This window comes from Methylobacterium iners, assembly GCF_022179305.1.
Lineage (GTDB): Bacteria > Pseudomonadota > Alphaproteobacteria > Rhizobiales > Beijerinckiaceae > Methylobacterium > Methylobacterium iners.
Map to the genome: position 1 here is coordinate 28,852 of NZ_BPQP01000030.1, position 26,334 is coordinate 55,185.

General features: G+C 69.9%; 23 protein-coding genes, 1 tRNA gene and 1 pseudogene. 12 read left to right on the forward strand and 13 right to left on the reverse strand.

The genetic code is table 11. The features are described 5' to 3' along the window. Positions 1–30 precede the first annotated feature (30 nt). The 4 genes from MFF55_RS10355 to MFF55_RS10370 form a co-directional block, all read right to left on the reverse strand. On the reverse strand, positions 31–2,181 hold the full coding sequence (locus MFF55_RS10355) for an efflux RND transporter periplasmic adaptor subunit (RefSeq protein ID WP_238244009.1): 2,151 nt from the start codon (positions 2,179–2,181) through the stop codon (positions 31–33). Then, positions 2,178–3,602, reverse strand: coding sequence for an efflux RND transporter periplasmic adaptor subunit (locus tag MFF55_RS10360; RefSeq protein WP_238244010.1), 1,425 nt, complete (start codon positions 3,600–3,602; stop codon positions 2,178–2,180). Before MFF55_RS10360 ends, MFF55_RS10355 begins: the two co-directional genes overlap by 4 nt. Positions 3,603–3,616: 14 nt before the next feature. Next, on the reverse strand, positions 3,617–4,384 hold the full coding sequence (locus MFF55_RS10365; protein WP_238244011.1) for an efflux RND transporter periplasmic adaptor subunit: 768 nt from the start codon (positions 4,382–4,384) through the stop codon (positions 3,617–3,619). A gap of 868 nt (positions 4,385–5,252) precedes the next feature. Continuing rightward, positions 5,253–6,692 (reverse strand): aminotransferase-like domain-containing protein, encoded by a 1,440-nt coding sequence (locus MFF55_RS10370; protein ID WP_373874779.1) that lies wholly within the window; start codon positions 6,690–6,692, stop codon positions 5,253–5,255. A gap of 360 nt (positions 6,693–7,052) precedes the next feature. On the opposite strand from MFF55_RS10370, the gene MFF55_RS10375 reads away from it, so the two are divergent. The 8 genes from MFF55_RS10375 (at position 7,053) to MFF55_RS10410 (ending at position 14,034) form a co-directional block, all read left to right on the forward strand. After that, positions 7,053–7,535 carry an MSMEG_0572/Sll0783 family nitrogen starvation response protein gene (locus MFF55_RS10375; protein WP_238244013.1) on the forward strand — a complete coding sequence of 161 codons (483 nt, stop codon included), beginning with the start codon at positions 7,053–7,055 and terminating at the stop codon, positions 7,533–7,535. Positions 7,536–7,615: 80 nt separating this feature from the next. After that, positions 7,616–8,689, forward strand: coding sequence for a Nit6803 family nitrilase (locus MFF55_RS10380; RefSeq protein ID WP_238244014.1), 1,074 nt, complete (start codon positions 7,616–7,618; stop codon positions 8,687–8,689). Continuing rightward, positions 8,643–9,746, forward strand: a complete 1,104-nt coding sequence (locus MFF55_RS10385) for an MSMEG_0568 family radical SAM protein (RefSeq protein WP_238244090.1) — start codon at positions 8,643–8,645, stop codon at positions 9,744–9,746. Before MFF55_RS10380 ends, MFF55_RS10385 begins: the two co-directional genes overlap by 47 nt. Next, positions 9,743–10,288, forward strand: a complete 546-nt coding sequence (locus MFF55_RS10390; protein WP_238244015.1) for an MSMEG_0567/Sll0786 family nitrogen starvation N-acetyltransferase — start codon at positions 9,743–9,745, stop codon at positions 10,286–10,288. Before MFF55_RS10385 ends, MFF55_RS10390 begins: the two co-directional genes overlap by 4 nt. Beyond that, positions 10,288–11,283 carry a sll0787 family AIR synthase-like protein gene (locus tag MFF55_RS10395; RefSeq protein ID WP_238244016.1) on the forward strand — a complete coding sequence of 332 codons (996 nt, stop codon included), beginning with the start codon at positions 10,288–10,290 and terminating at the stop codon, positions 11,281–11,283. The genes MFF55_RS10390 and MFF55_RS10395 overlap by 1 nt, the downstream gene beginning before the upstream one ends. Continuing rightward, complete coding sequence (locus MFF55_RS10400) at positions 11,280–12,455, forward strand: MSMEG_0565 family glycosyltransferase (RefSeq protein ID WP_238244017.1); 1,176 nt, start codon at positions 11,280–11,282, stop codon at positions 12,453–12,455. Before MFF55_RS10395 ends, MFF55_RS10400 begins: the two co-directional genes overlap by 4 nt. Next, positions 12,448–12,729, forward strand: coding sequence for an MSMEG_0570 family nitrogen starvation response protein (locus MFF55_RS10405; RefSeq protein ID WP_238244018.1), 282 nt, complete (start codon positions 12,448–12,450; stop codon positions 12,727–12,729). Before MFF55_RS10400 ends, MFF55_RS10405 begins: the two co-directional genes overlap by 8 nt. A gap of 36 nt (positions 12,730–12,765) precedes the next feature. Further along, complete coding sequence (locus MFF55_RS10410; protein WP_238244019.1) at positions 12,766–14,034, forward strand: MSMEG_0569 family flavin-dependent oxidoreductase; 1,269 nt, start codon at positions 12,766–12,768, stop codon at positions 14,032–14,034. A gap of 340 nt (positions 14,035–14,374) precedes the next feature. Here the strand turns inward: MFF55_RS10410 and MFF55_RS10415 are convergent. Continuing rightward, a tRNA-Arg gene (locus MFF55_RS10415) sits at positions 14,375–14,451 on the reverse strand. A 197-nt stretch (positions 14,452–14,648) separates the two neighbouring features. Here MFF55_RS10415 and MFF55_RS10420 point away from each other — a divergent pair. Together MFF55_RS10420 and MFF55_RS10425 are read left to right on the forward strand one after the other, a co-directional pair. Next, complete coding sequence (locus tag MFF55_RS10420; RefSeq protein WP_238244020.1) at positions 14,649–15,377, forward strand: dioxygenase family protein; 729 nt, start codon at positions 14,649–14,651, stop codon at positions 15,375–15,377. Positions 15,378–15,424: 47 nt separating this feature from the next. Next, a pseudogene (locus tag MFF55_RS10425) lies at positions 15,425–16,039 on the forward strand (DUF7002 family protein); the annotation flags it as partial. Between the two features lie 15 nt (positions 16,040–16,054). Here the strand turns inward: MFF55_RS10425 and guaA are convergent. Next, the gene (guaA, locus tag MFF55_RS10430) at positions 16,055–17,611 is read right to left on the reverse strand and encodes a glutamine-hydrolyzing GMP synthase (RefSeq protein ID WP_238244022.1); all 1,557 of its coding nucleotides are present in this window, start codon (positions 17,609–17,611) and stop codon (positions 16,055–16,057) included. A gap of 131 nt (positions 17,612–17,742) precedes the next feature. Here guaA and MFF55_RS10435 point away from each other — a divergent pair, with 131 nt between their 5' ends. Then, positions 17,743–17,973: a hypothetical protein gene (locus MFF55_RS10435; RefSeq protein ID WP_238244023.1), complete on the forward strand. Its 231-nt coding sequence runs from the start codon at positions 17,743–17,745 to the stop codon at positions 17,971–17,973. Positions 17,974–18,061: 88 nt separating this feature from the next. On the opposite strand, the gene MFF55_RS10440 is transcribed toward MFF55_RS10435, so the two are convergent. From MFF55_RS10440 to MFF55_RS10450, 3 genes are all read right to left on the reverse strand, one after another. Further along, entirely contained in the window at positions 18,062–19,129 is a 1,068-nt protein-coding gene (locus tag MFF55_RS10440; RefSeq protein ID WP_238244024.1) for a DUF808 domain-containing protein, read from the reverse strand. A 155-nt stretch (positions 19,130–19,284) separates the two neighbouring features. Beyond that, entirely contained in the window at positions 19,285–20,259 is a 975-nt protein-coding gene (locus MFF55_RS10445; protein ID WP_238244025.1) for an alpha/beta hydrolase, read from the reverse strand. A gap of 162 nt (positions 20,260–20,421) precedes the next feature. Continuing rightward, complete coding sequence (locus MFF55_RS10450) at positions 20,422–21,720, reverse strand: RsmB/NOP family class I SAM-dependent RNA methyltransferase (RefSeq protein ID WP_238244091.1); 1,299 nt, start codon at positions 21,718–21,720, stop codon at positions 20,422–20,424. Between the two features lie 116 nt (positions 21,721–21,836). On the opposite strand from MFF55_RS10450, the gene MFF55_RS10455 reads away from it, so the two are divergent. Next, complete coding sequence (locus MFF55_RS10455; RefSeq protein WP_238244026.1) at positions 21,837–21,989, forward strand: hypothetical protein; 153 nt, start codon at positions 21,837–21,839, stop codon at positions 21,987–21,989. An 11-nt stretch (positions 21,990–22,000) separates the two neighbouring features. On the opposite strand, the gene panE is transcribed toward MFF55_RS10455, so the two are convergent. The 4 genes from panE to MFF55_RS10475 all read right to left on the reverse strand — a co-directional run bounded on the left by panE (position 22,001) and on the right by MFF55_RS10475 (position 26,104). Beyond that, positions 22,001–22,942: a 2-dehydropantoate 2-reductase gene (gene panE / locus MFF55_RS10460; RefSeq protein ID WP_238244027.1), complete on the reverse strand. Its 942-nt coding sequence runs from the start codon at positions 22,940–22,942 to the stop codon at positions 22,001–22,003. 94 nt (positions 22,943–23,036) lie between these two features. Next, positions 23,037–23,468: an MAPEG family protein gene (locus MFF55_RS10465; protein WP_238244028.1), complete on the reverse strand. Its 432-nt coding sequence runs from the start codon at positions 23,466–23,468 to the stop codon at positions 23,037–23,039. A gap of 100 nt (positions 23,469–23,568) precedes the next feature. Further along, positions 23,569–25,062, reverse strand: coding sequence for an IMP dehydrogenase (guaB, locus tag MFF55_RS10470; protein WP_238244029.1), 1,494 nt, complete (start codon positions 25,060–25,062; stop codon positions 23,569–23,571). Positions 25,063–25,204: 142 nt separating this feature from the next. After that, positions 25,205–26,104 (reverse strand): DUF3313 domain-containing protein, encoded by a 900-nt coding sequence (locus MFF55_RS10475; RefSeq protein ID WP_238244030.1) that lies wholly within the window; start codon positions 26,102–26,104, stop codon positions 25,205–25,207. Positions 26,105–26,334 lie beyond the last annotated feature (230 nt).

Here is a 26,334-nt window from a genome sequence, read left to right on the forward strand (position 1 = left end):
GCCCCGACCCGACAGGGTGGCCCTGACCGATCAGACCCCGCTCTCGCGGACCAGGACGGCGATGGCGCGCCGCAGGACGCGCCCGAGGAAGCTATCGGCCCGCCCCTCCAGGGTGACCGTCCCACGCAGGACGCCGTGGGGCACCGGGCCGCTCGTGGGCTGCAGGAGCAGGGTGTAATGCGCCTCGACCGGCACGGCGCCGAGGCTCTTGTCCTCGCGCACGGCGACGCCGCCGCCATGCGTCGAGGCGAGGTAGGGGATTTCCACTGCAGCCACGGCGGCCTCGCTGATGGAGGCGAGCTGCACCGGCAGGGACGGCGTGAGAAGGTCGTCGGGCGTGAACCGGCCTGCGGCACCCGCCTTGAGCCGCGACAGGGCCGCTTCCGGCAGGAGGCCCCGAACCTGGACCTGGCCCTCGGAGACGAGGGTCCCGAGATCCTCGCCCCGACCGACCCAGCGGTTCTCGTGAAGATCGGAGGCCAGGGTGGCGACGATTCCTCCGAACGGCGCTGCGAGCACCAGATCCTGCCGCTGCCTGTCCAGTCCGCCGAGCTTTTCACGCAGCGCGTGACGCTCGCGATCGAGGATCTGCGACGACTGCCGATCGGCGGCGTCCGCCGCCCGGCGCGCCCATTTGAGCTCGACCAGGGCGAGGTGGGCGCGGGCGCGGGCGACCTCCTGCTCGAGGAGCGGCGCTTCGAGCCGGGCCAGGACCTGACCCGCCTCCACGCGGTCGCCGGGCCGGACGGCGAGCGCGACGATGCGGGCCGGCGCATGCGCCGTCAGGTGCTCCGAACGCGCCGGCTCGATCACCGCGGCGAACTCGACGTGACGGGAGATCGGCGCGACGAGCGCGACCGCGAGAACAAGGAGGCCGCCCAGGACGCAGGCCGAGCGGGTCGTGAGGCGCACCCGCCCGCGGTTCCGCCACCAGAACACGAGCTCGGTCCAGACCGGCTTGACCACGAACCAGCCGATCTCGACGACGAAGAGGAGGAGGCCGAGAACCTTGAAGGTGACGGCGTAGACCATCACCGCGATGCCCGTGAACAGCACGAGCCGGTACAGCCAGACCGCAAATCCGTAGGCGACGACCAGCTGCCGGGTCCGGCGGTCCCAGATCTCGGGGCAGGGATCGCCGAGGCCGAATAGGGTCTCCCGCAGGGCCCAGCGGCTCAGTGCGAAGGCGCGCGGCTGAAGGTTCGAGATGCCGGTGAGATCGCAGGCGATGTAGTAGCCGTCGAAGCGCATGAACGGGTTGAGGTTGACCGCAAGGCTCACCGTCCAGCCCGCCGTCGCCATGAAGAAGGCGGCGCTGCGCAAGGTCCCCTCGGGCAGGAGCGCCCAGGCGAGGGTGGCGAAGGCCGCCACCGCCAGCTCGACGGCGATGCCGGCGCCATCGATGGCCAGCCGCGCGCGACGGTCGCGCAGCCGCCAGCTGTCGGTCGTGTCCGTGTAGAGGACGGGCATCAGCACCATGAGCGCCACGCCCATGGTCGGCACCCGCGCCCCGTGGTGCACGGCCGTGTAGGCGTGCCCGAGCTCGTGCAGGACCTTCACCACCAGCAGGGCGAGGAGGTAGCCGGCCATGCCCTCCGGCGAGAGGAAGTGCAGGAAGGTCGAGCTGAAGGCGTCCCATTCGCGCGAGACGAGGTAGAGCCCGAGGAGCCCCGCGACCGCGACGACCCACAGCGCCGTCGGACCGGCGAGCCGGCGCGCCGCCGGCAGGGTGCTCTCCAGGAAGGATTGCGGTTGCAGGAGCGGAATGCGGATGAACAGGTAGTTGTGCAGCAGCCAGCCTGCCCAGCCCTGTCGGCCCCGTTCCAGGCGCCGGGCGAGGGCCTGCCAGCCCCCGTTGGGCTCGACGACGAGGCCGGTCTCGTCGGCGAACTTCACGACGAGATTGACATCCTCGCGGGATACGGGCTGCCCGAGCGCCGCGCTCGCGGCGGCCTGCAACGCCTCGGCCGTCTCGCCCGGCCGCCAGGCCTTGAGGACGGCCAGTCCCGTGTCCGTGAGTTCGTGATAGCGGTGGCCGAGGGGATCGTAGATGAGCCAGGTCGGCTCGCCCGTGCTGCTCGGGGCTCCCGCTACGAGACGGAGGTCCTCGCGCAGGGGCGGCAGGGGCTGCGGCCCGATCGCTGCGGCACCCGGCCCCGGCAGGAACGGAATGCCCGTCATAGGCCGAGCTTCTGCCGCGACCAGGACAGGGGCTTGCGGAACAGGTAGAGCCCGAGCGGAACGGTCTCGCCGAAGAGCTGGGCGGTGCCGCGCATGCCGAGGCGCGGCGGCGCGTCCGCGGCGGTGAGCTTGGCGGTGAGGCGGTAGGCGAGCACGCCGGCCTCCGTCAGCTTGGCGAGCGGCGTCGCGACGGTCACCTCCGCCGCGATCGGACGCAGCGGATCGGCATCGGGGAAGATCCGCACCGCGGTGCCGCGCTGGAGCGCGACGGCGTCCGAGACCGGCAGGTCGATCCGAACCTCGACGCGCCTCGGATCGGCGATCTCGAGGATGCGCTGGCCCGTCGTGACCGGCTTGCCGAACCATTCCTTGCGGTCGCCGTAGACGGCGACGCCGGCCCGCTCGGCGCGGACCTGGGTGCGGGAGAACAGGGCCTGCGCGTAGTCGCGCTCCGCGACCTTCAGCGCGAGCTCGGCGCGGGCCTGCCCGACCTCGCGACGGGCCTTCTCGTCGAAGAAGGCGCCCTGCATGTTCTGACGAAGGCGGGTCTCGGCCACGGCAACGTCCCGCTCGGCGACCTGGAAGCCGTTGCGCAGGGCGGTGTCGACGTAGCGGATCACCACGTCGCCGACCGCGACAGGACTGTTCGGCGCGGGGACGATCACCTCGATCACGCCGTCGAGCGGCGCCGCGAGCACGAAGGGACGCTCCGCCACGATCTCGGCCGGCGCCAGGACCGTCATCGGGACGGGGATGGCGAGGGCCGCGAGGCCGGCGAGGCAAAGGCCCGCGATCAGGCCCTTTCGCCGGCGGCCGCCGAGTCTGCGGCGCGGCGCGGCGCTCACCGCCAGTAGGGCGTGGGCACCGGTCTCGGCGAGCCGCGCCGCGAGCGCCGTCTCGTCTTCGCCCCAGGGCGTCTCCCGCGTGAACAGAAGGCCCGCAATGAGTCGGCCATCGCGGTCCTTCAGGGGCGCCCAGAGCGCATGGGGGAACGGGTAGCCGTCGGCCTCCGAGGAGGCCTGCGCGTTCGCGCGCAGGTTCAGCGTGAACAGATCCGCAGCATCCGGCCGGCCCAGCCGCTCGCGCAGCACGGCCTGCAGCCACTGGACCAGCGGCGCGTTCTTCTCGACGGCGGCAAGGCCTGAAATCCGCTCCACCTGCGGCTTGGCCGTACCTCGCTCAGGCAGCCGGACCGCCAGGACCTGGCGAGCTCGGAGGAGCTTGCGCCCCTCGTTGACGAGCGCGAGTTCGAGCTGCTCGCGGTTCTCCGCACGCCGCAGCTCGGCTTCGATCCGCAGGAGCTGACGCAGCGCCGCCCCGCTGTCGTTCGGTCCCACGACGCGGGGCAGTTCCACCTGCCGCGCGAGCGCGGGTCTGCCCCTGTCAGGGCGGGGCGACGGCGCGGGGGCGGCTTCCGGCATCACGCGTGATCCGCCTAGTTTCCGACACGCTCGAAGATCGCGTCGAGGCTCATGCCGGGCAGCACCGCGCCCGACAGCGGCTCGGCGAAGGCGGCCGTGATCTTGATCGTCTGGGACACCGGATCGACCGCCGCGGCCGTGCGGGACACCCGCGCCGCGTAGGTCCGCCCGGTCTCGTCGATCCTCGCGCTCAGCGGCGCACCCTCGCGCAGCCACACCAGCCAGGGCGAGGGGACGATCAGATCGATCTCGAGCTCGCCGTCGCCCACGAGCCGGAACAGCGGCTGCCCCGGCGTGGCGATCTCGTGGTCACGGATGCGGACGTCCACGAGGCGGCCGGCGAAGGGCGCCACGATCGTGCATTCGCGGACGCGTGCGAGCAGGGCATCGGCCGCCCCGCGGGCCTTGTCCCAGTTCGCCTTGGCGGTCTGCAGGTCGAACCGGCCGATCGCCCTGCGCCGGTCGAGCTCCTGCGCGTTCTCGTGGGCGATCCGAGCCGCCTCGGCCTCGGCTTCGGTGGAGCGCGCTTCGGCGCGCTGCTTTGCGCAATCGAATTCGAGGAGAACGTCGCCGCGCGCGAAGAAGGAGCCTTCGCGGAAGGGGATGCGCAGGACGCGTGCATTGAGCTCCGTGGCGATGTTGGCATCGCGCAGGGCCCGGACCACGCCGCGCACGGCCTCCTCCGCCGAGACGCTTGTACAGCCCGCTAGTCCGGCAACGAGGCAGAGCACGAATCGCAAGGCTGGCGTCCCGTTCGAGAACAGACGCCATCTGGCCTTCACATCGTTAATCGCATCCTAAAGGGGCTTAGAATGGAGAGATCCGTTCCGACGTTGTCCGAGAACATGCGTCCACCGGTGCTCGCCTACGCAATGTCTCATTCGGGCACGGTGCAGCACGAGGAAGGGCTCACCGAGCATGTCGAGCCCATTATGGGGCCGCGCTTCCGACGACAATCAAGACGAAGCCTAAAAGTGACTTCATCGGTGCAGGGCAAGGAGCCCTCGTGCTTCCCGGCGATCGGATCGAAGCTGACGCCCGCCGCCGGTCCGTTGCAAGGCACTCGCGGCACTTAGCCCCTGCTTCGGCGCACCTCAGCAATGTGGGTACACGCATTGCGCTCAGTCGTTCACTTCCACAAATCGACCGACGTACCAAAGGACAAGCTTCACGCCGGTCACCCTACGCGAGTGTAGTACGGAGCGGCAGGCAAGAGGTTTAGCAACAACGATTTCTGAGAACGCAATGCATTAAGGCGTTGAGTGGCACGCAAATCAGAGAATGCGAATACCTACATCATTGAGTTGGCCGGATAATTCGTGATGCGGCCGGAAATTCGTCCTCACTATCGAACGACCCTACTCGAAGCATCCCTGCAATCCTGACGTCAGCTGATCGCCTTTAGAGGCGCAAGAAATCGCCCTGTCGGGCGTGGTTCTCGCAGAACGCGGCCGTTTGGGTCGACTCTACCTTGCGTTCCCTCCTGACCCTTGTCGGACCTCAGAGCGTCCGCCTCAGGGCAGCCTGATGGAACGGAAGCGTGGGACCGGGATGGGTGGTCTTCTGCCATTCGGCTTTTTGAAGGGTAGACCAAGGAAGCGAACGTTCGTGCCGCACTCAGCGAAAGCTGCTCCGACGGCACGGTGCAACTCAGATGTAGGTCGACGCCAGGGCGGGCGAGCCTTCGAGGGCGTGAGCGAGCACTTCCAGTCCCTGCGTGATCTGCTGCCGGGTCGAGGGGCCGCCGAGGCAGAGGCGCACGGCCTCGGGCGGGGTACCAGCGACGCAGAACGGGTCGCTGGCGACAACGCCGAGTCCGGCCGACCGGCCCTGGCTGGCGAAGGCCGAGCGCGTCCAGCCCTCCGGCAGCGTGATCCAGACATGGAAGCCATGCGGGTCCGCGGTATAGGTCCCAGCCGGAAGCAGCGACGTTGCGATGCGCTGGCGAGCGGCGGATTCCTCGCGGACGAACTGAGTGATGGCGTCCGCGGTCCCATCCATGATCCATCGCGTCGCCAGCGTCGTCGAGATCGGCGAGGCCATGACGGTGGCGGCGCGTAGGGCGCCGCCGAGCGGCAGGGCTGATCGGGCGCTCGGGGCGACCAGGAAGGCGAGCCGGAGGCCGGCGCCGAGGCACTTGGCCAGGCCGGCCACGTAATAGGTGATTTCGGGCGCCAGTTCGGCGAAGCTCGGCGGCGGCATCGGGCAGATGCGCGCGTAGGCGTCATCCTCGATGATGGTGACCGCATACCGTCGCGCGACCGCGATGATGGCCTCGCGACGCGTTCGCGACAGGGTCGCGGTGGTTGGGTTTTGGAGCAGCGGATTCAGGTAGATCGCTTTGGGGGCGACCTTGGTGCAGGCGGCCGCGAACGCATCGGGGTCGACACCATGCCGGTCCATGGGCAGATCGACGAGGCGCAGTCCCAGATGCGCCGCAAGCGACCGAATGCCCGGATAGGTGATGCGTTCGGCGCAGATGGCATCTCCCGGACAGGCTATCTGGCCCAGCACGCTGAAGAGAGCGCTGTGGGTGCCGGGGCAGATCAGGAGGCGCTCCCGCAGCGCAACGACCCCGCGGCCCTCGAGCCAGCGCAGCGCGGCCTCCTTGTCCTCGTCCGTCCCGCCGAAGCCTTGGTAGCGCAGCAGGTTCGTAAGATCGCCTGACAGATCCGCGAAAGTGGACTGCATGCGCGCCCTCAAGGCGGGCGCGTCAGGCTCGGGGGGCAGATTCATGGTGAAGTCCACCGGCCCGATCCGTGGCGCACCACCCTGATCCGTCGAGCGGACCGGGCGAGCCGGATCAAGCACGAAGGTGCCCTGGCCGACGCGTCCCTCGACCAAGCCACGCTTGTGAGCCTCCACATAGCCTCGGGACACGGTCGTGAAGTTCAGGTCGAGGGCCTCGGCCAGGGCACGTTGGGTTGGCAGGCGCGTGCCTGCCGTCAGACGCCCCGTCCTGATGTCCTCCGCCAACGCCTCGGCGATGGCGAGGTAGTGAGGCTTGCCCCACCGCTTCAGGTCCGGCGTCCACATCCGACCCCCGCCACCCTGAGGGTTTGGCTGTCCCTCTCGCCCAGGCGAGTTCATCGGGTTCACCTGCACACCATCAATATGCGATCAATAGCTGATTGTATGGCTAGCAAGCGCCATACCGTCAGCACTCGACCACGCTGACGGCTGCAATTATACAGACAATGCGATCAAACAACGGCCTGAATTTGTGCAGCGGCTGGTCAGGTTTCACGCTCCTGCTAAAATCGTGGTCAGTGCTGACCCAACGTTTCAAGGTCATTCACCTCACAGCTTGATCGTCTTATTGTATGGTTTCAATGGCGGTCTATTGATCGGTTCATTGATGGGCCTGTTCTGGCACGCCGTTTGCCACGACGGAGATGTGACCGCCCGGAGCTACGGCTGCCGCGGTCCATCCATCGAGGAGTGAGAACCATGCCAGCCGTGAACCGCGAGCCTCACAAGAAGGGCGACTTCCTGGTCGATTACGAGGAGAAGGTCTTCGAGGACGTGAAGGCCGAGCCGGGCCAGAAGGCGCTGGTCACCTTCCACACCGTCGCCTTCGAGGGCTCCATCGGCCTCGTGAACCTGCTCCAGGCCACCCGCCTGCAGCGCAAGGGCTTCGACACCTCCGTCCTGCTCTACGGTCCCGGCATCACCCTCGGCGTGCAGCGCGGCTTCCCGCGCCTAGGGGACGAGGCCTTCCCGGGCCACCTCAACTTCAACAACCAGCTCGAGAAGTTCATGGCCGAGGGCGGCAAGGTCTATGCCTGCCGGTTCTCGACCCAGGCCCTCTACGGCCACGGCGAGGCGGCCTTCATCGAGGGCATCCGCATGATCAACCCCCTCGACGTCCTCGACTGTATCCTCCTGCACAAGCGCGACAACGCGGTGATCATCGACACCTGGACCGTCTGAGCGAGGCTTCGAGCCCATCGACGACGTCGCATCCGGCGGCCGCGCGCGAGGCGGCCGCCGTCGAAGCCAGAGGATCATCCATGTCAGAGACCCGGATCGTGCGGGCCGCCGCAGTCCAGATCGCGCCGGACCTCGATCGGCCGGACGGCACCCTTGAGCGCGTGCTGAACGCCATCGACGAGGCTGCCGGCAAGGGCGCGCGCTTCCTGGTCTTCCCCGAGACCTTCGTGCCCTACTACCCCTACTTCTCGTTCGTGCTGCCGCCGGCGATGCAGGGTGCCGAGCACCTGCGCCTCTACGAGCGCGCGGTCGCCGTGCCCGGCCCCGTGACGCAGGCGGTATCGGCCGCCGCACGCCGCCATTCCGCCGTCATCGTCCTCGGCGTGAACGAGCGCGACCACGGCTCGCTCTACAACGCGCAGCTCATCTTCGATGCCGACGGCACGCTGAAGCTCAAGCGCCGCAAGATCACGCCGACTTATCACGAGCGCATGATCTGGGGTCAGGGCGACGGCGCCGGGCTGGCGGTCGTGGAGACGGCGGTCGGTCGGGTCGGTGCGCTCGCCTGCTGGGAGCATTACAACCCTCTCGCCCGCTACGCCCTGATGGCGCGCCACGAGGAGATCCACGCGGCGCAGTTCCCGGGATCGCTCGTCGGCCAGATCTTCGCCGACCAGATGGAGGTGACGATCCGTCACCACGCGCTGGAGGCGGCCTGCTTCGTCGTGAACGCCACCGGCTGGCTCACCGACGAGCAGGTGGCGCAGGTCTGCCCGGACGAGCGCCTCCGAGGTGCCTGCCGCGGCGGCAACTGCACCGCCATCGTCTCGCCCGAGGGCCGGCATCTCGCCGAGCCGCTCGGCGCCGGCGAAGGCATCCTCATCGCCGACATGGACCTGGCGCTGGTGACCAAGCGCAAGCGGATGATGGACTCGGTCGGCCATTACGCGAGGCCCGAGCTCCTCAGCCTTCTCCACGACGACCGTCCGGCCTCGTTCGTGCACCAGCCGATCCGTTCCCAGACCGATTTCCGGAGCCTCGACCATGAGCAGCCCGCTTCCGACGAGCCTTCCCCCCTTCCCGCCGGTCGTGACGGGCCTGGTCGGAATGCCGACGGAGCGCCTGATCAACGCCTTGCAATCCTACGGTGTTAGGCTTGCCGACAGGCGCGCGGGAGCGCCGAGCCGCCGCGGCGGGGCCGGGCCCTCCGACCACAAGGCCATGACCATCGCGGGCCGCACCGTGATGGTGCCGGTCCATACCGAGACCGCCTTCGACTCGCCCTTCCTGGTGCGCCGTCCGGACCCGGACGGCGTCTCGGTGATCGAGCACGAGGGCGTCGTGGTGGGGAGGGCGACCTTCCCCGGAAAGCCCCGGTTCTACGCCCTCTCCACCTTCGACGGCGTGCCCTACTCGAAGATCGCGGTGCTGCACGGGCGCGACGTGCTCGCCACCACGGTGCTGCAGACCTGCATCCGCTACGCGAGCCGGACGAAGACCTGCCAGTTCTGCTCCATCGGGCAGTCGCTTGCGGCCGGCCGCACCGTCGCGCGCAAGACGCCCGAGCAGCTCGCCGAAGTCGCCCGCGCCGCCGTCCTCCTCGACGGCGTCAAGCACATGGTGATGACCACGGGGACCCCGAACGCCACCGACCGCGGGGCCGCGCTCCTATGCGAGAGCGCCTTCGCCGTGAAGGCGGCGGTCGACTTGCCCATCCAGGCCCAGTGCGAGCCGCCGGACGACGACCGCTGGTTCGAGCGGATGAAGGCGTCGGGCATCGATGCGCTGGGCATGCATCTCGAGGCCGTCACGCCGGAGGTCCGGGCCCGGATCATGCCCGGCAAGGCGAGCGTGCCGCTGGAGCGATACGACGCGGCCTTCGCAGCGGCCGTGCCGGTCTTCGGGCGCGGCCAGGTCTCGACCTACATCCTGGCGGGGCTCGGCGACGCGCCAGAGGCCGTCCTCGCCATGGCCGAGCGCCTGGTCGGGCTGGGCGTCTATCCCTTCGTGGTGCCCTTCGTGCCGATCTCGGGCACGCCGCTGGAGAGCCACCCGGCGCCGACGCCGGAGTTCATGCACGCGATCCTGCAGCCGCTCGCCGACATGCTGCGCCGGGCCGGGATGACCTCCGCCGACATCAAGGCGGGCTGCGGACGCTGCGGCGCCTGCTCGGCGCTCTCCACCTACGAGCGCACGGGGGCGGCGGCATGATCCTCGATCCCGTCGCGCCGTATCAGCCGAGCCATTTCCGCATCAAGTTCGCCACGAGCCCCTGGGAGCAGCGGGCCTGCGTGGCCCTGCGCCGACAGGTCTTCTGCACGGAGCAGGGCATCTTCGCCGGCGACGACCGCGACGACATCGACGCGCACGCGATCCCGATCTGCGCCCTCTCCAGCCTCGGCGGTGACACCGACGCGGTCGTCGGCACCGTGCGCATCCATGAGGTGGCCGAGCGACCCGGTGAGTGGTGGGGCTCGCGCCTGGCCGTCGCCAGGGCCTTCCGGGGCACCGCCGCGCTCGGCGCCGGGCTGATCCAGGTCGCGGTCTCGGCGGCCCATGCGCGAGGCTGCACGCGGTTCCTGGCTCACGTGCAGGAGCGCAACGTGGCCCTGTTCCAGGCCCTGAACTGGGCGAGCCTCGACGCGGTGGAACTCCACGGCCGCCCTCATCACCTGATGCAGGCCGACCTCGCGGCCTACCCGCCGATGCACGACCCCGAGCATGGGCTCGTCACGTTCCGCAGGGCCGCGTGATGAATGCAGCCTTCGACCTCCAGGCCGTGGCTCGCCAGATCCGCGACGCGCGTGGAATCGGTCACAAGCGCGACATCGATGCCGTGGTCGCGCGCCTCGGGCTGAACAGCCGCCACGCCGCAATCCCGGTCGGCGACGATTGCGCCGCGATTCCCGACGGCGACGGCCACCTGCTGCTCGCCATCGAGGGCTTCCTCGACAGCTTCGTCTCCGCCGACCCCTACTTCGCCGGGTATTGCGGGATCATGGTCAACCTCAGCGACGTGGCCGCCATGGGCGGGCGCCCGCTGGCCGTCGTCGACGCCCTCTGGAGCCGGGACGCGGCGGCGGCGGACCCGATCCTGGCCGGCCTGTCCGACGCGGCCGCGCTCTACGGCGTCCCGGTCGTCGGCGGCCACACCAACACGCGCTCGAAGACCGGCAACCTCGCGGTCGCCGTGCTCGGCCGGGCAGGTCCGCGCCTGCTGACGAGCTTCGACGCGGAGCCTGGCGACGATCTCATCGTTGCCATCGACCTGCGCGGAGCTTTTCGCGAGCCGCATCCGTATTGGGACGCCTCGACCGGCAAACCGGGCGAGCGGCTGCGCGGCGACCTCGCGCTGCTCCCGGGGCTCGCGGAGGACGGGCTCTGCCGGGCCGCCAAGGACATCAGCATGGCCGGTGTCGTCGGAACCGCGCTGATGCTGCTCGAATGCTCGCATGTCGGCGGCGTCATCGATCTCGACGCGATCCCAAGGCCGGAACACGTCCCCCTCGCGCGCTGGCTGACGGCGTTCCCGAGCTTCGGCTACGTCCTGAGCGTCCGTCCTGACCGCACGCCCACCGTGATCGCGCGTTTTGCGCAGCGCGACATCGCGGCCGCTCAGGTGGGTCGCCTGGACGAGAGCCGGGTCGCGCGAGTCCGCGATGCCGCCGGCGTGGAGGCCGTGGTCTGGGACTTCGTGGCCGGCCCGCTGATCGGGTGCGGCCGGGATGACGCCGGGACCGCGCCATGAGGGCCCTGCGCATCGCCATCCTCACCCACTCCACCAATCCGCGCGGCGGCGTCGCGCATTGCCTCGCGCTGGCCGAAGCCCTGTGTGCGCTCGGGCACGAGGCGGTGGTCCATGCGCCCGACCCGTCGGGCGGTGGCTTCTTCCGGGATGCCGCCGGTCCGACCGTGTCGGTGGCGGCGACGCCGGTCGCGAGCACGACGGTCGACCTCGTGCGAGCCCGCATCAACGACTACCTGCGCCACTTCGCGACCCCTGCCGCCTGCGACTTCGACGTGTTCCACGCCCATGACGGCATCGGCGGCAACGCGCTCGCGACCCTGAGGCACCGGCGCCTCGTCCCCGGCTTCGTGCGCACGGTCCACCACGTCGACAGCTTCTCGGACCCGGTGCTGGCGGAATGGCAGGACCGCGCGATCCGCGAGGCCACCCGCCTGCTCTGCGTCAGCCGCACCTGGGCCGACTGGATCAGGGACGATTTCGGCGTGAAGGCCGGAATCGTCGGCAACGGCGTGGACCTGACGGTGTACCGACGGGAGCCGACGGAGGCGGATGGGGCCCTGCGGGAGCGCTGGAGTCTCGGGCCGGGACCGGTCGTCCTCAGCGTCGGTGGCTTCGAGGAGCGCAAGAACACGGCCGGCATCATCGCGGCCTTCGCGCGCCTGCGTGAACGCCACCCCGAGGCGCAGCTCGTGGTCGCCGGCGGCGCCTCGCTGCTCGACCATTCCTCCTACCGCGCCCGTTGCCGGGCGGCCCTGTCCGCGGCGGGTCTCGAGGTCGGCCGAGGCTTGCCCGTCGTCGAGACGGGGCCGGTTCCGCAGGCCGACATGCCGGCGCTCTACCGTGTCGCGGACGTCCTGGCCTTCCCCTCCTGGAAGGAAGGGTTCGGCCTGTGCGTGCTGGAGGCGATGGCCTGCGGCACCCCGACCATCGTCTCGGACCTTCCGCCGTTTACCGAACACTTGAACCGGGCCGACGCCCTCTTCGTCGACCCGGCCGACCCCGACGAGCTCGCACGAGCCATGACGGCGGCGCTGACGCCTGAACGCCGCGCCGGCTTGCAATCGGCCGGACGCGCACGAGCCGCCGCCCATTCCTGGCGCGCCTGCGCGGAGCGCCACCTCGATGCCTACATGGCCTGCGCCCGGGCCAAGCAGGAGCCGATCCGTGCCTGAGATGCACTTTCACGTCCGCTGGCCCGATGGACGGCGCGAGGCCTGCTACTCGCCCTCGCTCGTCGTGAAGGACTTCCTCACGCCGGGGGAGAGCTACGCCCTCGACGAATTCGTCGAGAAGACCCGCACGGCCCTCAACATCGCCAGCGAGCGGGTGCGCGAGAAGTACGGCTTCGCCTGCTCCTCCGCCATGGACCAGCTCGCCCGGATCGAGGCCGCGGCCAAGCGGCAGGACCCCGGCGGCCGCGTCACGGTCGAGACCTTCGAGCCCTGAGCCCGCACCCCTCTAAAACCTCACGGAGTGAGAGCCATGACGTCCACGCCCCGTCACGTTCCCGTCGCCGTGATCGGCGGCGGCCAGGCCGGTCTCTCGGTGAGCTACCATCTCAAGCAGCGCGGCATCGAGCATCTGGTGTTCGAGAAGGAGACCGCCGCGCACACCTGGGCGACGCAGCGCTGGGACACCTTCTGCCTCGTCACGCCGAACTGGCAGTGCGACCTGCCGGGCCACCGCTACGACGGGCCGGACCCGGACGGGTTCATGAAGAAAGACGAGATCGTCGCCTACCTCAAGGCCTTCGTCGCTAAGGTGAACCCGCCGATCCGCGAGGGCGTGGCGGTGACCCGCGTCGAGCGGCGGGACGACGGCATCTTCTCGGTCCGGACCTCGGAGAGCGACTACACCGCCAAGGAGGTCGTCGTCGCCTCCGGCGGCTATCAGATGCCGATCATCCCGCGCATGGCCGAGAGGCTGCCGGGTTCGGTCATCCAGATCCACTCGAACCAGTACCGCAACCCGGCGCAACTGCCCGAGGGCGAGGTGCTCGTCGTCGGCGCGGGGCAGTCCGGGGCGCAGATCGCCGAGGACCTGCACCTCGCCGGCCGCAAGGTGCACCTCGCGGTCGGCGACGCGCCGCGCTGCGCCCGGTTCTATCGCGGCCGCGACGTCGTCACCTGGCTCGCCGACATGGGCTATTACGAGATGACCGTCGACAACCATCCGCTGCGCGACGGCGTCCGTGACAACACCAACCACTACGTGACCGGCCGCGACGGCGGCCGCGACATTGACCTGCGCCGCTTCGCCCTGGAGGGCATGAAGCTCTACGGACTGCTGGAGGATTACCGGGACGGCAGCCTGCGCTTTCGCGACGACCTCCAGCGATCGCTCGACGGGGCCGACCGGACCTACAACGGCATCAACGCGGCCATCGACAAGTTCATTGCCGAGAAGGGCATCGAGGCGCCGGCGCAGGAGCACTACACGCCCGTTTGGGAGCCAGGCGAGCCGGTGACCAGCCTTGACCTCGCAGGCTCCGGCGTCACCAGCATCGTCTGGTGCATCGGCTTCACGCCGGACTTCCGCTGGCTCGATGCCTCCGTGTTCAACGGCGCAGGCCACCCCAAGCATAGGCGCGGCGTGACGAGCGAGGACGGCGTCTACTTCATCGGCCTGCCCTGGCTGCACACCTGGGGCTCGGGCCGTCTCGGCGCGGTCGGCCGGGATGCCGAGCACATCGTGCAGGTGATCCAGACGCGGCTGGGCGTTGAACAGTTCGCCCTGAAGGTCGCGGTCTGATCCGGGATTCGAGCGATCCTGTCTGGCCTATGATTGCGGCGTCTGGTTCACGCCACAACGTTCAGGCTGCGTTGGAGCGCGAAAGCAGCGAAGTGCATTCGCCGAAGCAGCGGCGACAGCGGCTTGGCGAATGTCCGCCCGCTTATGGCGCGTATAGGACCTGTGATCCGGCCTTGGCTGATCTCCGCTTTGGATATGGTAGCGACGGCCGCCGAATTGCCGAGATGGGCGCAACTCTGCTCATAGCCAGGTTGCAATTTCCAGCGGCCTAAGGGCGTTCCAATCTCGACCTGCGTCCCGCCAAGAACGCTCGCGGTTCTACTTTGAACGGCAGGCAGTTTGGCGCGCCCGAAAGGATTCGAACCTCTGACCCCCAGATTCGTAGTCTGGTGCTCTATCCAGCTGAGCTACGGGCGCGCGGCGCCTGGACACGGCCAGGGCGGAGGGGTCTTTAGGCCGTCCGTTTTGGCTTGGCAAGTCGGCCAGAACGCGATGCGGTGCAGGGCCGCGCAGGATTTGTCCGCCTGCGCCCTATTTCACCGTGTTCTGGGGGTCGTCGCGGGCCAAGAGTTCGGACGCCCAGGCCGTCGATCGACGACAGAGGAGCGCGCCGGATGACACAGAGCGACCGTCTTTCCCGTCGCGCCGTCCTCATCGGGCTGGCGGCCTCGCCCTCCGGGCTCATGGGAATGCCGGCCCGGGCCGCGACCGGGCAAGGCGCGGGCGCCTGTCTGCTCACGCCGCGCTCGATCGAGGGGCCGTTCTACCTCGATCCGCGTCTCGTGCGCGCCGAGATCGGCGAGGGCCGTCCCGGCGTGAGGCTCGGGCTGCGGCTGCGCGTGGTCGAGGCCGGTCCCTGCACGCCGATCCGGGACGCCCGGGTCGATGTCTGGCACGCGGACGCGCAGGGGCTGTATTCGGGCTATACCGGCCAGGGGGACCGGGAGCGGCTCTCCACGGTGGGGCAGACCTTCCTGCGCGGCACCCAGTTCTCGGACGAAACCGGCCTCGCCCGGTTCGAGACGATCTATCCCGGCTGGTATCCGGGCCGCGCGACGCATGTCCACTTCAAGGTCTTGATCGAGCGCCGCACGCTGCTGACGGGGCAGATGTACTTTCCCGATGCCGTGACCTCCGCGATCTACGGGGCCGGCGCATACGGGAACCGCCTGTTCAAGCGCGACACCCTCAACGCGAACGACTTCCTGCTCCGCCGGGAGGACCCCGAGGGCCGCAGCATCTGCGCGGTCACGCCCATGGGCGACGGCTACCTCGCCGCGCTCACCATCGGCGTGGACCGACGCGGCGCGCAGGGCGGTCCGGGTTTTACCGTGCCGGGCTAGGATGAGATGACGCCGGAAGAGCTCCCGAGCGCCATCCTGAGCTCTTCCACGTCACCCTTCCGGGCGCCTGGGACAGCATCGAGCGGCACGGCCTCCTGTCGACCTCGCGCCTCCTGGACCTGTTCGAGCTGCAGGGTGAGGCGCGCGAGCGGCTGGAGCGGAGGCGCCGGCCGACCGCGGTGGAGATCCGTCACCCCCGGCACAGGCGCGCCATCCTCAATGACCAGAGCCCGATGACCGAGCCTGCCCTCGCCAAGTGCCTCGACGACGGCCTCTCACCCGCGGACTGGCTCGCACTCCTCAACCAACGCATCTTCTTCTGGTGCGACGCGGAGGGGCTGGCGCGCCTGCTTGGCGCTCGCGCCAACCGTTCGCGGGCGGTCGACGTGCTGGTGGCCGACACACTCGGTCTGGCACGTGCCTACGCGCACCGGATCGAGCTCAGCCCGATCAACACCGGCGCCACGCTCCGCAAGCCGGCGCGGCGCGGACCCTCGACCTTCACCCCGCTCCTCGAACTCAGCTTCGAGGATTGGTCGCGCAAGCGCGGACGCCGCGACCGCATCCTCGAGGTCACCGTGATCGGCGGCGTCCCGGATATCGCGCGCTACGTGAAGGAGGTTCGCTGCGTGTCGCCGGCCTCGCTCGATGCCTTCGAGTGATCGGCACCCAGCCGGTCACTCCCACTCGATCGTCCCGGGCGGCTTCGACGTGATGTCGTACGTCACACGGTTGATCCCCTTGACCTCGTTGATGATCCGGGTCGCCACCCGGCCGAGGAAGGCCATGTCGAAGGGGTAGAAGTCCGCCGTCATGCCGTCGACGGAAGTGACCGCGCGCAGCGCGCAGACGTGGTCGTAGGTCCGGCCGTCGCCCATCACGCCGACCGTCTTCACCGGCAGGATCACGGCAAAAGCCTGCCAGATGGTGTCGTAGAGGCCGGCCTTGCGGATCTCCTCGAGATAGATCGCGTCGGCCTTGCGCAGCGCCTCGAGCTTCTCCGGGGTGATGGTGCCGGGGCAGCGGATGGCGAGGCCGGGGCCAGGGAAGGGGTGGCGGCCGACGAAGGCCTCGGGCAGGCCGAGCTCACGCCCGAGCGCCCTCACCTCGTCCTTGAACAGCTCGCGCAGGGGCTCGACGAGCTTCATGTTCATGCGCTCGGGCAGGCCGCCGACATTGTGGTGGCTCTTGATCGTGACGCTGGGGCCTCCAGTGAAGGAGACGCTCTCGATGACGTCCGGATAGAGGGTGCCCTGCGCCAGGAACGCGGCGCCGCCGATCTTCTTCGATTCCGCGTCGAACACGTCGATGAAGAGGCGGCCGATCGTCTTGCGCTTGATCTCGGGATCGCTGACGCCGTCGAGGGCCTCGAGGAAGAGCGCCTGCGCCTCCACGTGCACGAGCGGGATGTTGTAGTGGTCGCGGAACAGCCGAACGACCTCCTCGGCCTCACCTAGGCGCAGGAGGCCGTGATCGACGAAGACGCAGGTAAGCTGCTCGCCGATCGCCTCGTGGATCAGCACGGCGGCGACCGCCGAATCGACGCCGCCGGAGAGGCCGCAGATCACGCGCTCCGAGCCGACCTGCTCGCGGATCTTCGCGATCGCCTCCTCGCGATAGGCGCCCATGGTCCAGTCGCCCGAGCAGCCGGCGATGTCGCGCACGAAGTTGCGGATGAGGAGCGCGCCGTGGGGCGTGTGGGCCACCTCTGGGTGGAACTGGACCGCGTAGAACTTCCGCGCCTCGTCGGCCACCGCCGCGAAGGGCGCGTTCTTCGAGATCGCGACGGTGGTGAAGCCGTCGGGGAGCTTGGTGACCCGGTCGCCGTGGCTCATCCAGACGGGGTAGTGCTCGCCCACGTGCCAGACGCCGCGGAACAGGGCGCAATCGGCCAGGATCTCGATCTCGGCGCGGCCGAACTCGGCGTGGTGCCCGCCCTCGACCTCGCCGCCGAGCTGGGCCGCCATGGTCTGCTGGCCGTAGCAGATGCCGAAGACGGGCACGCCCGCCTCGAAGATGGCCTGAGGAGTTCGCGGCGACAGGTCGCTCGTCACCGATTCCGGGCCGCCCGACAGGATCACGCCCTTCGGCTTCGCCTCGGCGAAAGCCTCGGCAGCCTTGGTGAAGGGCACGATCTCACAATAGACCCCCTCCTCCCGCACGCGCCGCGCGATGAGCTGGGTCACCTGGGAGCCGAAATCGACGATCAGGATCTTGTCGTGGTCTGTGGTCATGGATCCCGAGTTAGACGAGCGCCCGGGGCGGTGCAACGCGGAGCCCCTCCGCCGTGCCCAGCCGATTAATCCGGCGTTCAGCCTCGCCCGGCGAGACGGCCCGCCCCAGCAACGAACAGGAGCCTCATACCATGAGAGCCACCATCTTCGGGATCGCCGCCGTCGCCCTCCTCGGGCTCGCCGCGCCTGGCCAGGCCGCGCCGCTCGCCTTCGGTCAGGGCTTCGCGCCAGGGAGCGCCGTCGAACAGGCCCGCGTGGTTCGGCGCACGGTGGTGCGCGGTCCGCGCTGCAAGACCGTGGTCACCAAGCGCCGCGGACCGCTCGGCCGCGTGACCATCGTGCGCAAGCGCAGCTGCTTCTGATCCGACGGGCGCCGGCCAGCGGCAGGCGCGGCTCCGGCGGGACGGCCTCCCCTCGAGCGTCATCCCGCCAGATTTCGCGAATGGGATCTCACGCCGCCTTGGCGGCCTGAGCCTTCGGCCTGAACAAGCCCATGATCCTTGCCGAGATCGGGGCGATCACGAACTGCGCGACGGGAATCGTCAGGCCGCCGAGGATCAGCCCCAGGACCCCGGACAGGGCCGCCGTCACCATCCATTCGACGACGGAGGCGGCCGAGGGGAGCGCGGCCGCCGCCCAGGCGGCCGCGTCGTGGACGAGGTGGCCGGGCGCCTTGATCGCGAACTCCTCGAGCCCGTGCAGGATGATACCGCCGCCGACCCAGAGCATCGCCGCGGTGCCGACGACGGCGAGGACCTTGAGGAAGTAGGGCATGCCGGCGACGAGACCCCGGCCGATCCCCCGGGTGACCGAACGGATCGCCCGATCGGCGCCGGAGGCCGCGCCCGGTCCAGGCTCGCGCATGCCGAGCAGGCTGGAGGCCGGGCGCGCGTTGGTCGCGAGGGCGACGCCGGCATCGTCGGCCTTCACGATGAGCGCCACGAAGCCGTAGACGATCAGCGTCACGCCGAGGGCGACCACGGCGAGGATGGTCGCCTGCATCGCGACCGAGGATGCGTTCAGCGAGGCCAGGGTCAGCGCCATGACCTCGGCCGAGAGGATGAAGTCGGTCTGGATGGCGCCGCGGATGCGGGCGTCCTCCTGCGCCTGGAGCTCGTCCTTCGAGGCGCCCACGCTCTGCTCGTGAGCCTCGGCCTGGTGGGGGGCGAGGGCGTGCAGCACCTTCTCAGCGCCCTCGTAGCAGAGATAGATGCCGCCCAGCATGAGGAGCGGCGTGATCACGGCGGGTGCGAAGTAGCTCAGCGCCAGCGCGCCCGGCAGCAGGAACAGGAACTTGTTCTTCAGGGAGCCCATCGCGATCCGGCCGATGATCGGCAGCTCGCGGGATGCGGCGAAGCCGACGACGTAGCGCGGCGTCACGGCGGTGTCGTCGATGACGATTCCGAGCGCCTTGGTCCCGGCCTTCGCGGATTGGGCCGCGACATCGTCGAGGGAGGCGGCCGCCAGCTTGGCCAGGGCGGCCACGTCGTCGAGGATTGCGATCAGGCCGATGCTCAAGGCGGTACTCCCTCAGGTCCGTCCGGTCGGGCAAATCGTTGCCCACGGAAAGCCCCGGCTCGTCGGGGCGCTCAAGCCTAACGCCGCATCCAGGATTTCGCAGCGCACGCGGCCGTGATTTCTGCCATGCGGCGAAGGAGGTCGGGCGGCCACGCTCAGGCCCGCAGGAAACCGCGCCGGCGCATCCAGGTCAGGAAGAGCCCGGGCCAGGCCGCCGCCGGCGACCCGGGCACGCCGAGGCCGTAACCGTGGCCGCCGCGCTCGAACAGGTGGAGCTCCGTCGGGATCAGGGCGTTCCGCAGGGCCGAGTACATGATGAGGCTGTTGTCGACGACGGCGATCGGATCGTCGGCCGATTGCGCCAGGAACATCGGGGGCGAGCGCTCGCGGACGTGGGTGTCCACCGAATAGGCCGCCGCCTGGGCGAGCGTCGGGGTCTCGCCGACCAGGACCCGTCGCGTGGAGGTGCGGTCGAAGGGGGGTCGCAGGGTGATCACGGGATAGATCAGGCCTGCGAGTTCGGGGCGGGCCGACAAGGCGTCGCGATCGTCGGTGGGTGGGTAGGACGGGTGCGCCGAGCGGACCGCGGCCTCTCCGACGAGGTGGCCGCCGGCCGAGAAGCCGAGAAGGCCGATGCGCTCCGGGTCGACGCCGAAAGTCGGCGCATCGGCCCGCACGACCCGCAAGGCGCGCTGCACGTCCTGCAGGGCTGCGGCCGGTCCGGCAGCCCAGCCCTCGCCGGGAAGCCGATAGATCAGGACGAAGGCCGTGATTCCTGCTGCCGCGAGCCAATTTGCGACGGGCACGCCCTCGTTGCCGATGTCGATGCGACGGTAGCCTCCGCCGGCCGCCACGATGATGGCCGCACCGTTGGGCTTGCGCGGGCGGACCACGAGGAGGCAGGGCCGCGTGACGTTGGTGATGACGCCTTCGCGGGTCTCGTCGAAGCGGCCGTCGGCCGCCACGGGGCCTCCACCGCCCGGGGGCAGCGCGGGCCAGAGATCGACGATTTCGAGACCTGCGCCGACAGTCCGCAGCGGCTCGGCGGGCATGGCCTGAGCACGCGCGTCGCCGCCCCGCGAGACCGCGGCCGCCGCGCCCGCGAGCAGAGTCCTACGGTCGAGCCTCATCCCGACATCGCGCGCTTGCCGCGTCGCATTCCCAGTCTCCGGCGGCGCCCCTCACAGCGCGATCGCGCCGGTGCTCAGGCGCGCGACGATAGCGGCAACCGGCTCTCCGCTCCACGGCAACAGGCCGGCCGACAAGCCGAACCGCTGTCGAACGTGTGGACATCAGCTCCGGCGTTCAAGATTGGCCACGTAGAACCCATCCGTTCCGGTTCGCGCGGGGCTCATCTGGAGCCCGTGCCCGCTGAACCTCACCCGCTCGGCGAGGAGCGGGACGATCTCGTCGACCAGCGCGCGCGCCTTGAGGACATGCAGATCACCGAAACGTCCGAGCAGGCCGGAGACGGCCGCGTCGTTTTCCTGCGGCAGCAATGAGCAGGTGACGTAGGTGAGGCGCCCGCCCGGCCGGAGCAGCCGGACGGCACGATCGAGCACCTGCGCCTGCTCGGCGACGCGCGCCTCCAGGGAGCCGGGACGCAGGCGCCATTTGGCGTCGGGGTTGCGCCGCCACGTGCCCGACCCCGTGCATGGCGCATCGACGAGGACGCGATCGACGGTTCCGTCGAGATCGGCGAGCACGTCCGCACGCGCCCGGCCGGCGCGGGGCGTGCGGATCTCGGCCTGCGCACCCGAGCGCCGCAGCCGCTCGTGGATGGGTGCCAAGCGCCGCGGATCGTCGTCGCTGGCGATGATCCGGCCCGAATTCTCCATCGCGGCGGCGAGCGCCAGGGTCTTGCCGCCGCCCCCCGCGCAGAGGTCCACCACCGTCTCGCCTGCGCGCGCGCCGCAAAGCAGGGCCGCGAGCTGGGAGCCCTCGTCCTGGATCTCGTACCAGCCTTCCAGGAATTCGGGCTCGACGTGGAGGGCCGGACCGCGGCCGTCCTCGCCGAGGGGGATGCGGAGGCCTTGCGGCGCGATCGGCGTCGGGGCCGGCGCGAGATGGGCGAGGCCGGCCAGGGTGGCGTCTCGGTCGCGCTTCAGCGTGTTGACGCGGATGTCGAGCGGTGCGCGCCGGCCAAGCGCCCGGAGCTCCGTCATGAGGTCGTGGCCGAAGACCTCGGTCAGAGCAGGAAGCACCCAGTCCGGCACGTCGCCAGCAACCGCCGGTGGCGCCTCCACCAGCGACCCGGTCTCGAGGCGTTCGCGCTCGCGCTCCGTCAACGGCGCCGGGGCGAAGCGCTCGCCCGAGAACAGGCCCGCAATGGTCGGCGCCGCAAGCCCGTGCTGAAGCCGCAGCATCCCGATGAGGATCGCGCGCGGGCTGTCCTCGTCCATGACCCAGGCCGCCGAGGCGCGTCGGCGCAGGGCGTCGTAGACGAGGCTGGCGATGGCCGAGCGATCGCTCGAACCGGCGAAGCGGTGCGCTAGGCCCCAATCCTTCAGGGCGTCGGCGGCCGGGCGACGGCGCTCGGCGACGTCGGCGAAGACGTCGATGGCGGCGGAGAGGCGGGCGGCGGGGGTCAGGGTCTCACGTCCTCGCGTTCAGGGCATTCGCCGCGACATGGCCACGCTTCCGGCGTGATCTGGGCTCAGAACCGCGTCGTGCCGCCTCCGTCAACGCCTGGAGCTTCGAAACCGTCATGTTCCTCGTCATCCGCGTCGCCCTCGCCGGCTTCGTCGCGCTCGGCATCGCAGCCTGCGCCACCGCACCGGCTCCCGACCTGACACCGCCCCCGCCCCGCGTCGATGCCAAGACAGGGCTGGAATACGGCTCGCCCGGCCCGCGACGGTAAGGCGCGTATCGTCAGGTCTGCTCGCGCCGGCGCCGGTTCTCGTACGCCTTGAGGTGGGTGTAGGCCTGCCGCAGCAGAGGACAGGCCTCCGGATCGGAGGCGCGGGCGATGAGGTCGCCGACGATGTGGTCGGCCTCGATCCTGCCGCCCCCCTCGATGTCCCGCAGCATCGAGGCCGTGAAGGCGGAGCCTTCCGCCGTCAGAATGCCGCGTCCGGTCAGGACCGGCTTCTCACGCGGAACGGCGCCGTTCGCCGTCGCGACGGCGATGCACTCCTCGTAGAGACCCTCGAGGAAGGCGCGGCCGCCCGGTGCCCCGACGATGTCGCCGATCGTCGCTCGCATCAGGCAGGTCGAGCCGGCCAGCGTGGCCAGGAACACCCACTTCTCCCACATCTCCAGGCCGATCACCTCGCTGAGCCTCGGCTGGAAGCGAACCCCTTCCATCAGCGCCTCGACGGCCAGGATGCGCGCGGAGCGCGTCCCGTCGCGCTCGCCGTAGGTCAGGGTGTGAAGCTCGTTCATCTGCCGGATCTCGCCGGTGGCGCCGAGTGTCGCGACGATGGAGCAGGAGCCGCCGAGGACGCGCTCCCGTCCGAAGCGGGCGTCGAGGATGTCGAGGTGGCGCATACCGTTGAGGATGGGCAGGACCGCCGTTCCTTCCCCGACCGCCGGCGCCACGTCGGCGAGCGCGCCATCGAGGTCGTAGGCCTTGCAGCTCAGGAGAACGAGATCGAAGCCTTCGCGCGCGCCCTCCTTGAGATCGGCCGCCGTGACGGTGGCGGGCTTGGCGATCTGGATGTCGCCCACCGGACTTTTCACGACGAGGCCCGCCGCCGCGAGCTTCTCGGCGCGGGCGGGACGGACCAGGAAGGTCACATCGCGCCCGGTCTCCGCGAGCCGGGCCCCGAAATACCCGCCGGTGGCACCGGCCCCTACGACGAGCACGCGCATTCGGACATTCCTTCTCGCGTCCAAACCCCAGGTCGGAAGTGATCGGCATCATGTGCGCGCCGCGCGCCGCGGGCGCAACCAGCCGGATCGACCGTCAGACCGCGAGCGGGGCGACGAGGATGCGGACCGCGAAGATGATCCACATGAGAAGGAGGACGAGCACGCCGACCGCGTAAGCCTGGAACCGGCGGACCACACGGTTCGACGTCACGTAGATGCCCGCGTGGACGACCCGGCTCGCGACGAAGATCCAGGCGAGGACCACGAAGAGCAGATCGGCCTTGCGCGTGTAGAGCGCCAGGGCGACGAGCCCGTAGAACAGCACCGGCAGCTCGAACTGGTTGGAGAAGGCGTTGGCCGCCTGCTGCGCCTTGGCCGGCCAGTTCCGCTCGCCCAAGGCGATGTCGCCGATCCGCACGCGCCCTGCCCCGACCTCGGCGAAGCGCACGCGGCCCGTCCAGAACAGCAGCGCGAACGTGAGGAGCACCTGCGCGAAGACGGGAGCGAGGATGGCTTGTACGGTCATGGTCCACCCGCAAGACGCGGGCACCCTGGACGGACGGATGCCCCAGGATGCCTCCCATAGGCCATCGACGTCGCGTCTTCGCGGCGCCTGCCCTTCAATCTCACGCCCGGCTCGGGTAGTTCGGGCTCTCCCGCGTGATCGTGACGTCGTGGACGTGGCTCTCGCGCAGGCCCGCATTGGTGATGCGGATGAACTGCGCCCGCTCCTGGAACTCGGGGACCGTCGCGGCCCCGACATAGCCCATCGCTGCGCGCAGGCCGCCCGCGAGCTGATGCAGGACGGCAGCGACGGGGCCCTTGTAGGGCACCTGCCCCTCGATCCCCTCCGGCACGAGCTTGTGGGTCTCGCTGACCTCGGCCTGGAAGTAGCGGTCGGCGGAGCCGCGCGCCATCGCGCCGACCGAGCCCATGCCGCGATAGCTCTTGTAGGAGCGGCCCTGGTGCAGGAAGACCTCGCCCGGCGCCTCGTCGGTTCCCGCCAGCAGGGAGCCCAGCATCGCGACGGAGGCGCCGGCGGCGATCGCCTTGGCGAGGTCGCCGGAGAACTTGATCCCGCCGTCGGCAATCACCGGCACGCCGGATTCGTGGGCGGCCTCGACGGCCTCCATCAGCGCGGTGAGCTGGGGCACGCCGACGCCGGCGACGATCCGGGTCGTGCAGATCGAGCCCGGCCCGATCCCGACCTTGATGGCATCGGCGCCCGCGTCGATGAGCGCCTGGGCTCCGTCGCGCGTGGCGACGTTGCCGGCGACGACCTGGACGGCGTTCGAGAGATGCTTCACCCGGCGCACGGCGTCGAGCACCTTGATCGAGTGCCCGTGGGCGGTGTCGACCACGATCACGTCGCAGCCCGCATCTATCAGGCGCTCGGCCCGCTCGAATCCGCTGTCGCCGGTGGTCGTCGCCGCGGCGACGCGCAGGCGGCCCTGCTCGTCCTTGACGGCGCCGGGATAGGCGACCTGCTTCTCGATGTCCTTCACCGTGATCAGGCCGATGCAGCGGTAATGGTCATCGACGACGAGGAGCTTCTCGATCCGGAACTGGTGAAGCAGGCGCTTGGCCTCCTCCTGGTTGACGCCCTCGCGCACGGTGATGAGCCGCTCGCGGGTCATGAGCTCGGCGACGGTCTGGTTGGCGTTCGTCGCGAAGCGCACGTCGCGGTTCGTCAGGATGCCGACGAGCTTGCCGCGCGAGCCGTTGGGGCCGCGCTCCACCACCGGGATGCCGGAGATGCGGTTCTTCTTCATCAGGCTGAAGGCGTCGGCCAGGGTCTCGTCCGGGTGGATGGTGATGGGGTTCAGCACCATCCCCGACTCGTACTTCTTGACGAGGCGGACCTGCTCGGCCTGCTCCGGCGGCTCGAGGTTGCGGTGGATCACGCCCATGCCGCCGTTCTGCGCCATGGCGATCGCCATCGGCGCCTCGGTCACGGTGTCCATCGCCGAGGCGAGGATCGGCAGGTTGAGGGCGATCGATCGCGTCAGCCGCGAGGCGACGCTCACCTCCGTCGGCATCACCGACGAGGCGGCCGGGCGCAGGAGAACGTCGTCGAAGGTCAGGCCCTCGGTGATCGACTGATGCGTGATGCGGGCCATGAACCAACTCCCGAAAAGCGGTGAGACGCGGCGCCGCGAGGGCAGACCCGCGTGAACGAGTTGGCACGGGGCAGTATCACGGGGGGAAAGGCCGCGCAAAGACGCCAATCGCCCCGCACCCCATAAATTGGCGGGCGACGCGCTATCGGCGGGAGGCGCCGGGACCGGAGATCTTGGGACCCTTGTCGGTCCAGTCCGGCGGCAGGCCGATATAGTCGCCGATGATGCCGTCGACGCCCGGCGCGCGTCCGAAGGCTTCGCAATCGGGATCGAGCGGCGCCTCGCCGAGCGTGGTGATACGGACGCGGTCGTAGGTCGGAATCGCGATCGGCAGCCTGAAGGGATCCTTGCCCGTCGCCAGGAAGGTGCCGAAATCCTGGCCGAACTCGCCTGCCAGATCGTAGGCATCGCTCGCCGGCGAGATCCGGGCCTGGTTGGTGAAGGCGTTCGCCGCCCCGCCCCAGATCATCGCGGCGCGCTGGCGGCTGCGCCGATCCAAGGCTTCCGCCTCGACCGTCAGGCTGCCCAAGCCGATGGGCACCCGCGGGATCGGCACGCGGCCGACGGTCGTGGCGAAGCCGACGCCGACCTGCGAGGCGATCGTGATGCCCGCCGAGGTCGCGATCGTCGCGCCCGCGGCCGGGACGTTGGTCAGATCGATGCGGGTCACCGCGGCGCGAACGGTGAGGTCCGCGGCCTTCGTGGAGACGACGTCGTAGCGCAGCGAGAGCTCGTAGCAGAGCGCCCGGTCGGCCGCGTTCGCGATGAGACGGCGCTCCACGGCGTTCAGGCCTGGGCCGGAGACCGCCTCCGGAAACCGCGTCGGAACGATGCGGACGGTGCGGGTCTGCGCGAGTGCGGCGGGGTCCGCGTAGAGCCGGGCGCGCGTCGCGACCTCCTCCCTGGCGACGAGCCGATCGTAGCGGCTGAGCGACCCGGTCTCGTTGAGGACGACCGTGCCGCAGCCCGCCAACAGGGAAAGAAGGCCCAACGCCCACAGGGGCCGGGTTGACCCCGGGCGACTTCCGAACCGCGACCGCATGCCGTCTCCAACCGCCCTGCCCTCTCGGGCCGGCGCAAAATTGCTGTGCATTGCGGGGAGAGTAGGGACGATGCCCGGACGGGGGAAGGTCATCGAGGGTGGCGGAGGACCGGCTTGCGCGTGCCTGTTGCCGCCTTGCCACGACCTGGGCGGAGGTGAGAGGCGTTCGATCGGAGGTTGACCCTCGGGACTTCCGGAACGAGGTGTCCGGGCCAGGCGCCGGACCGCGC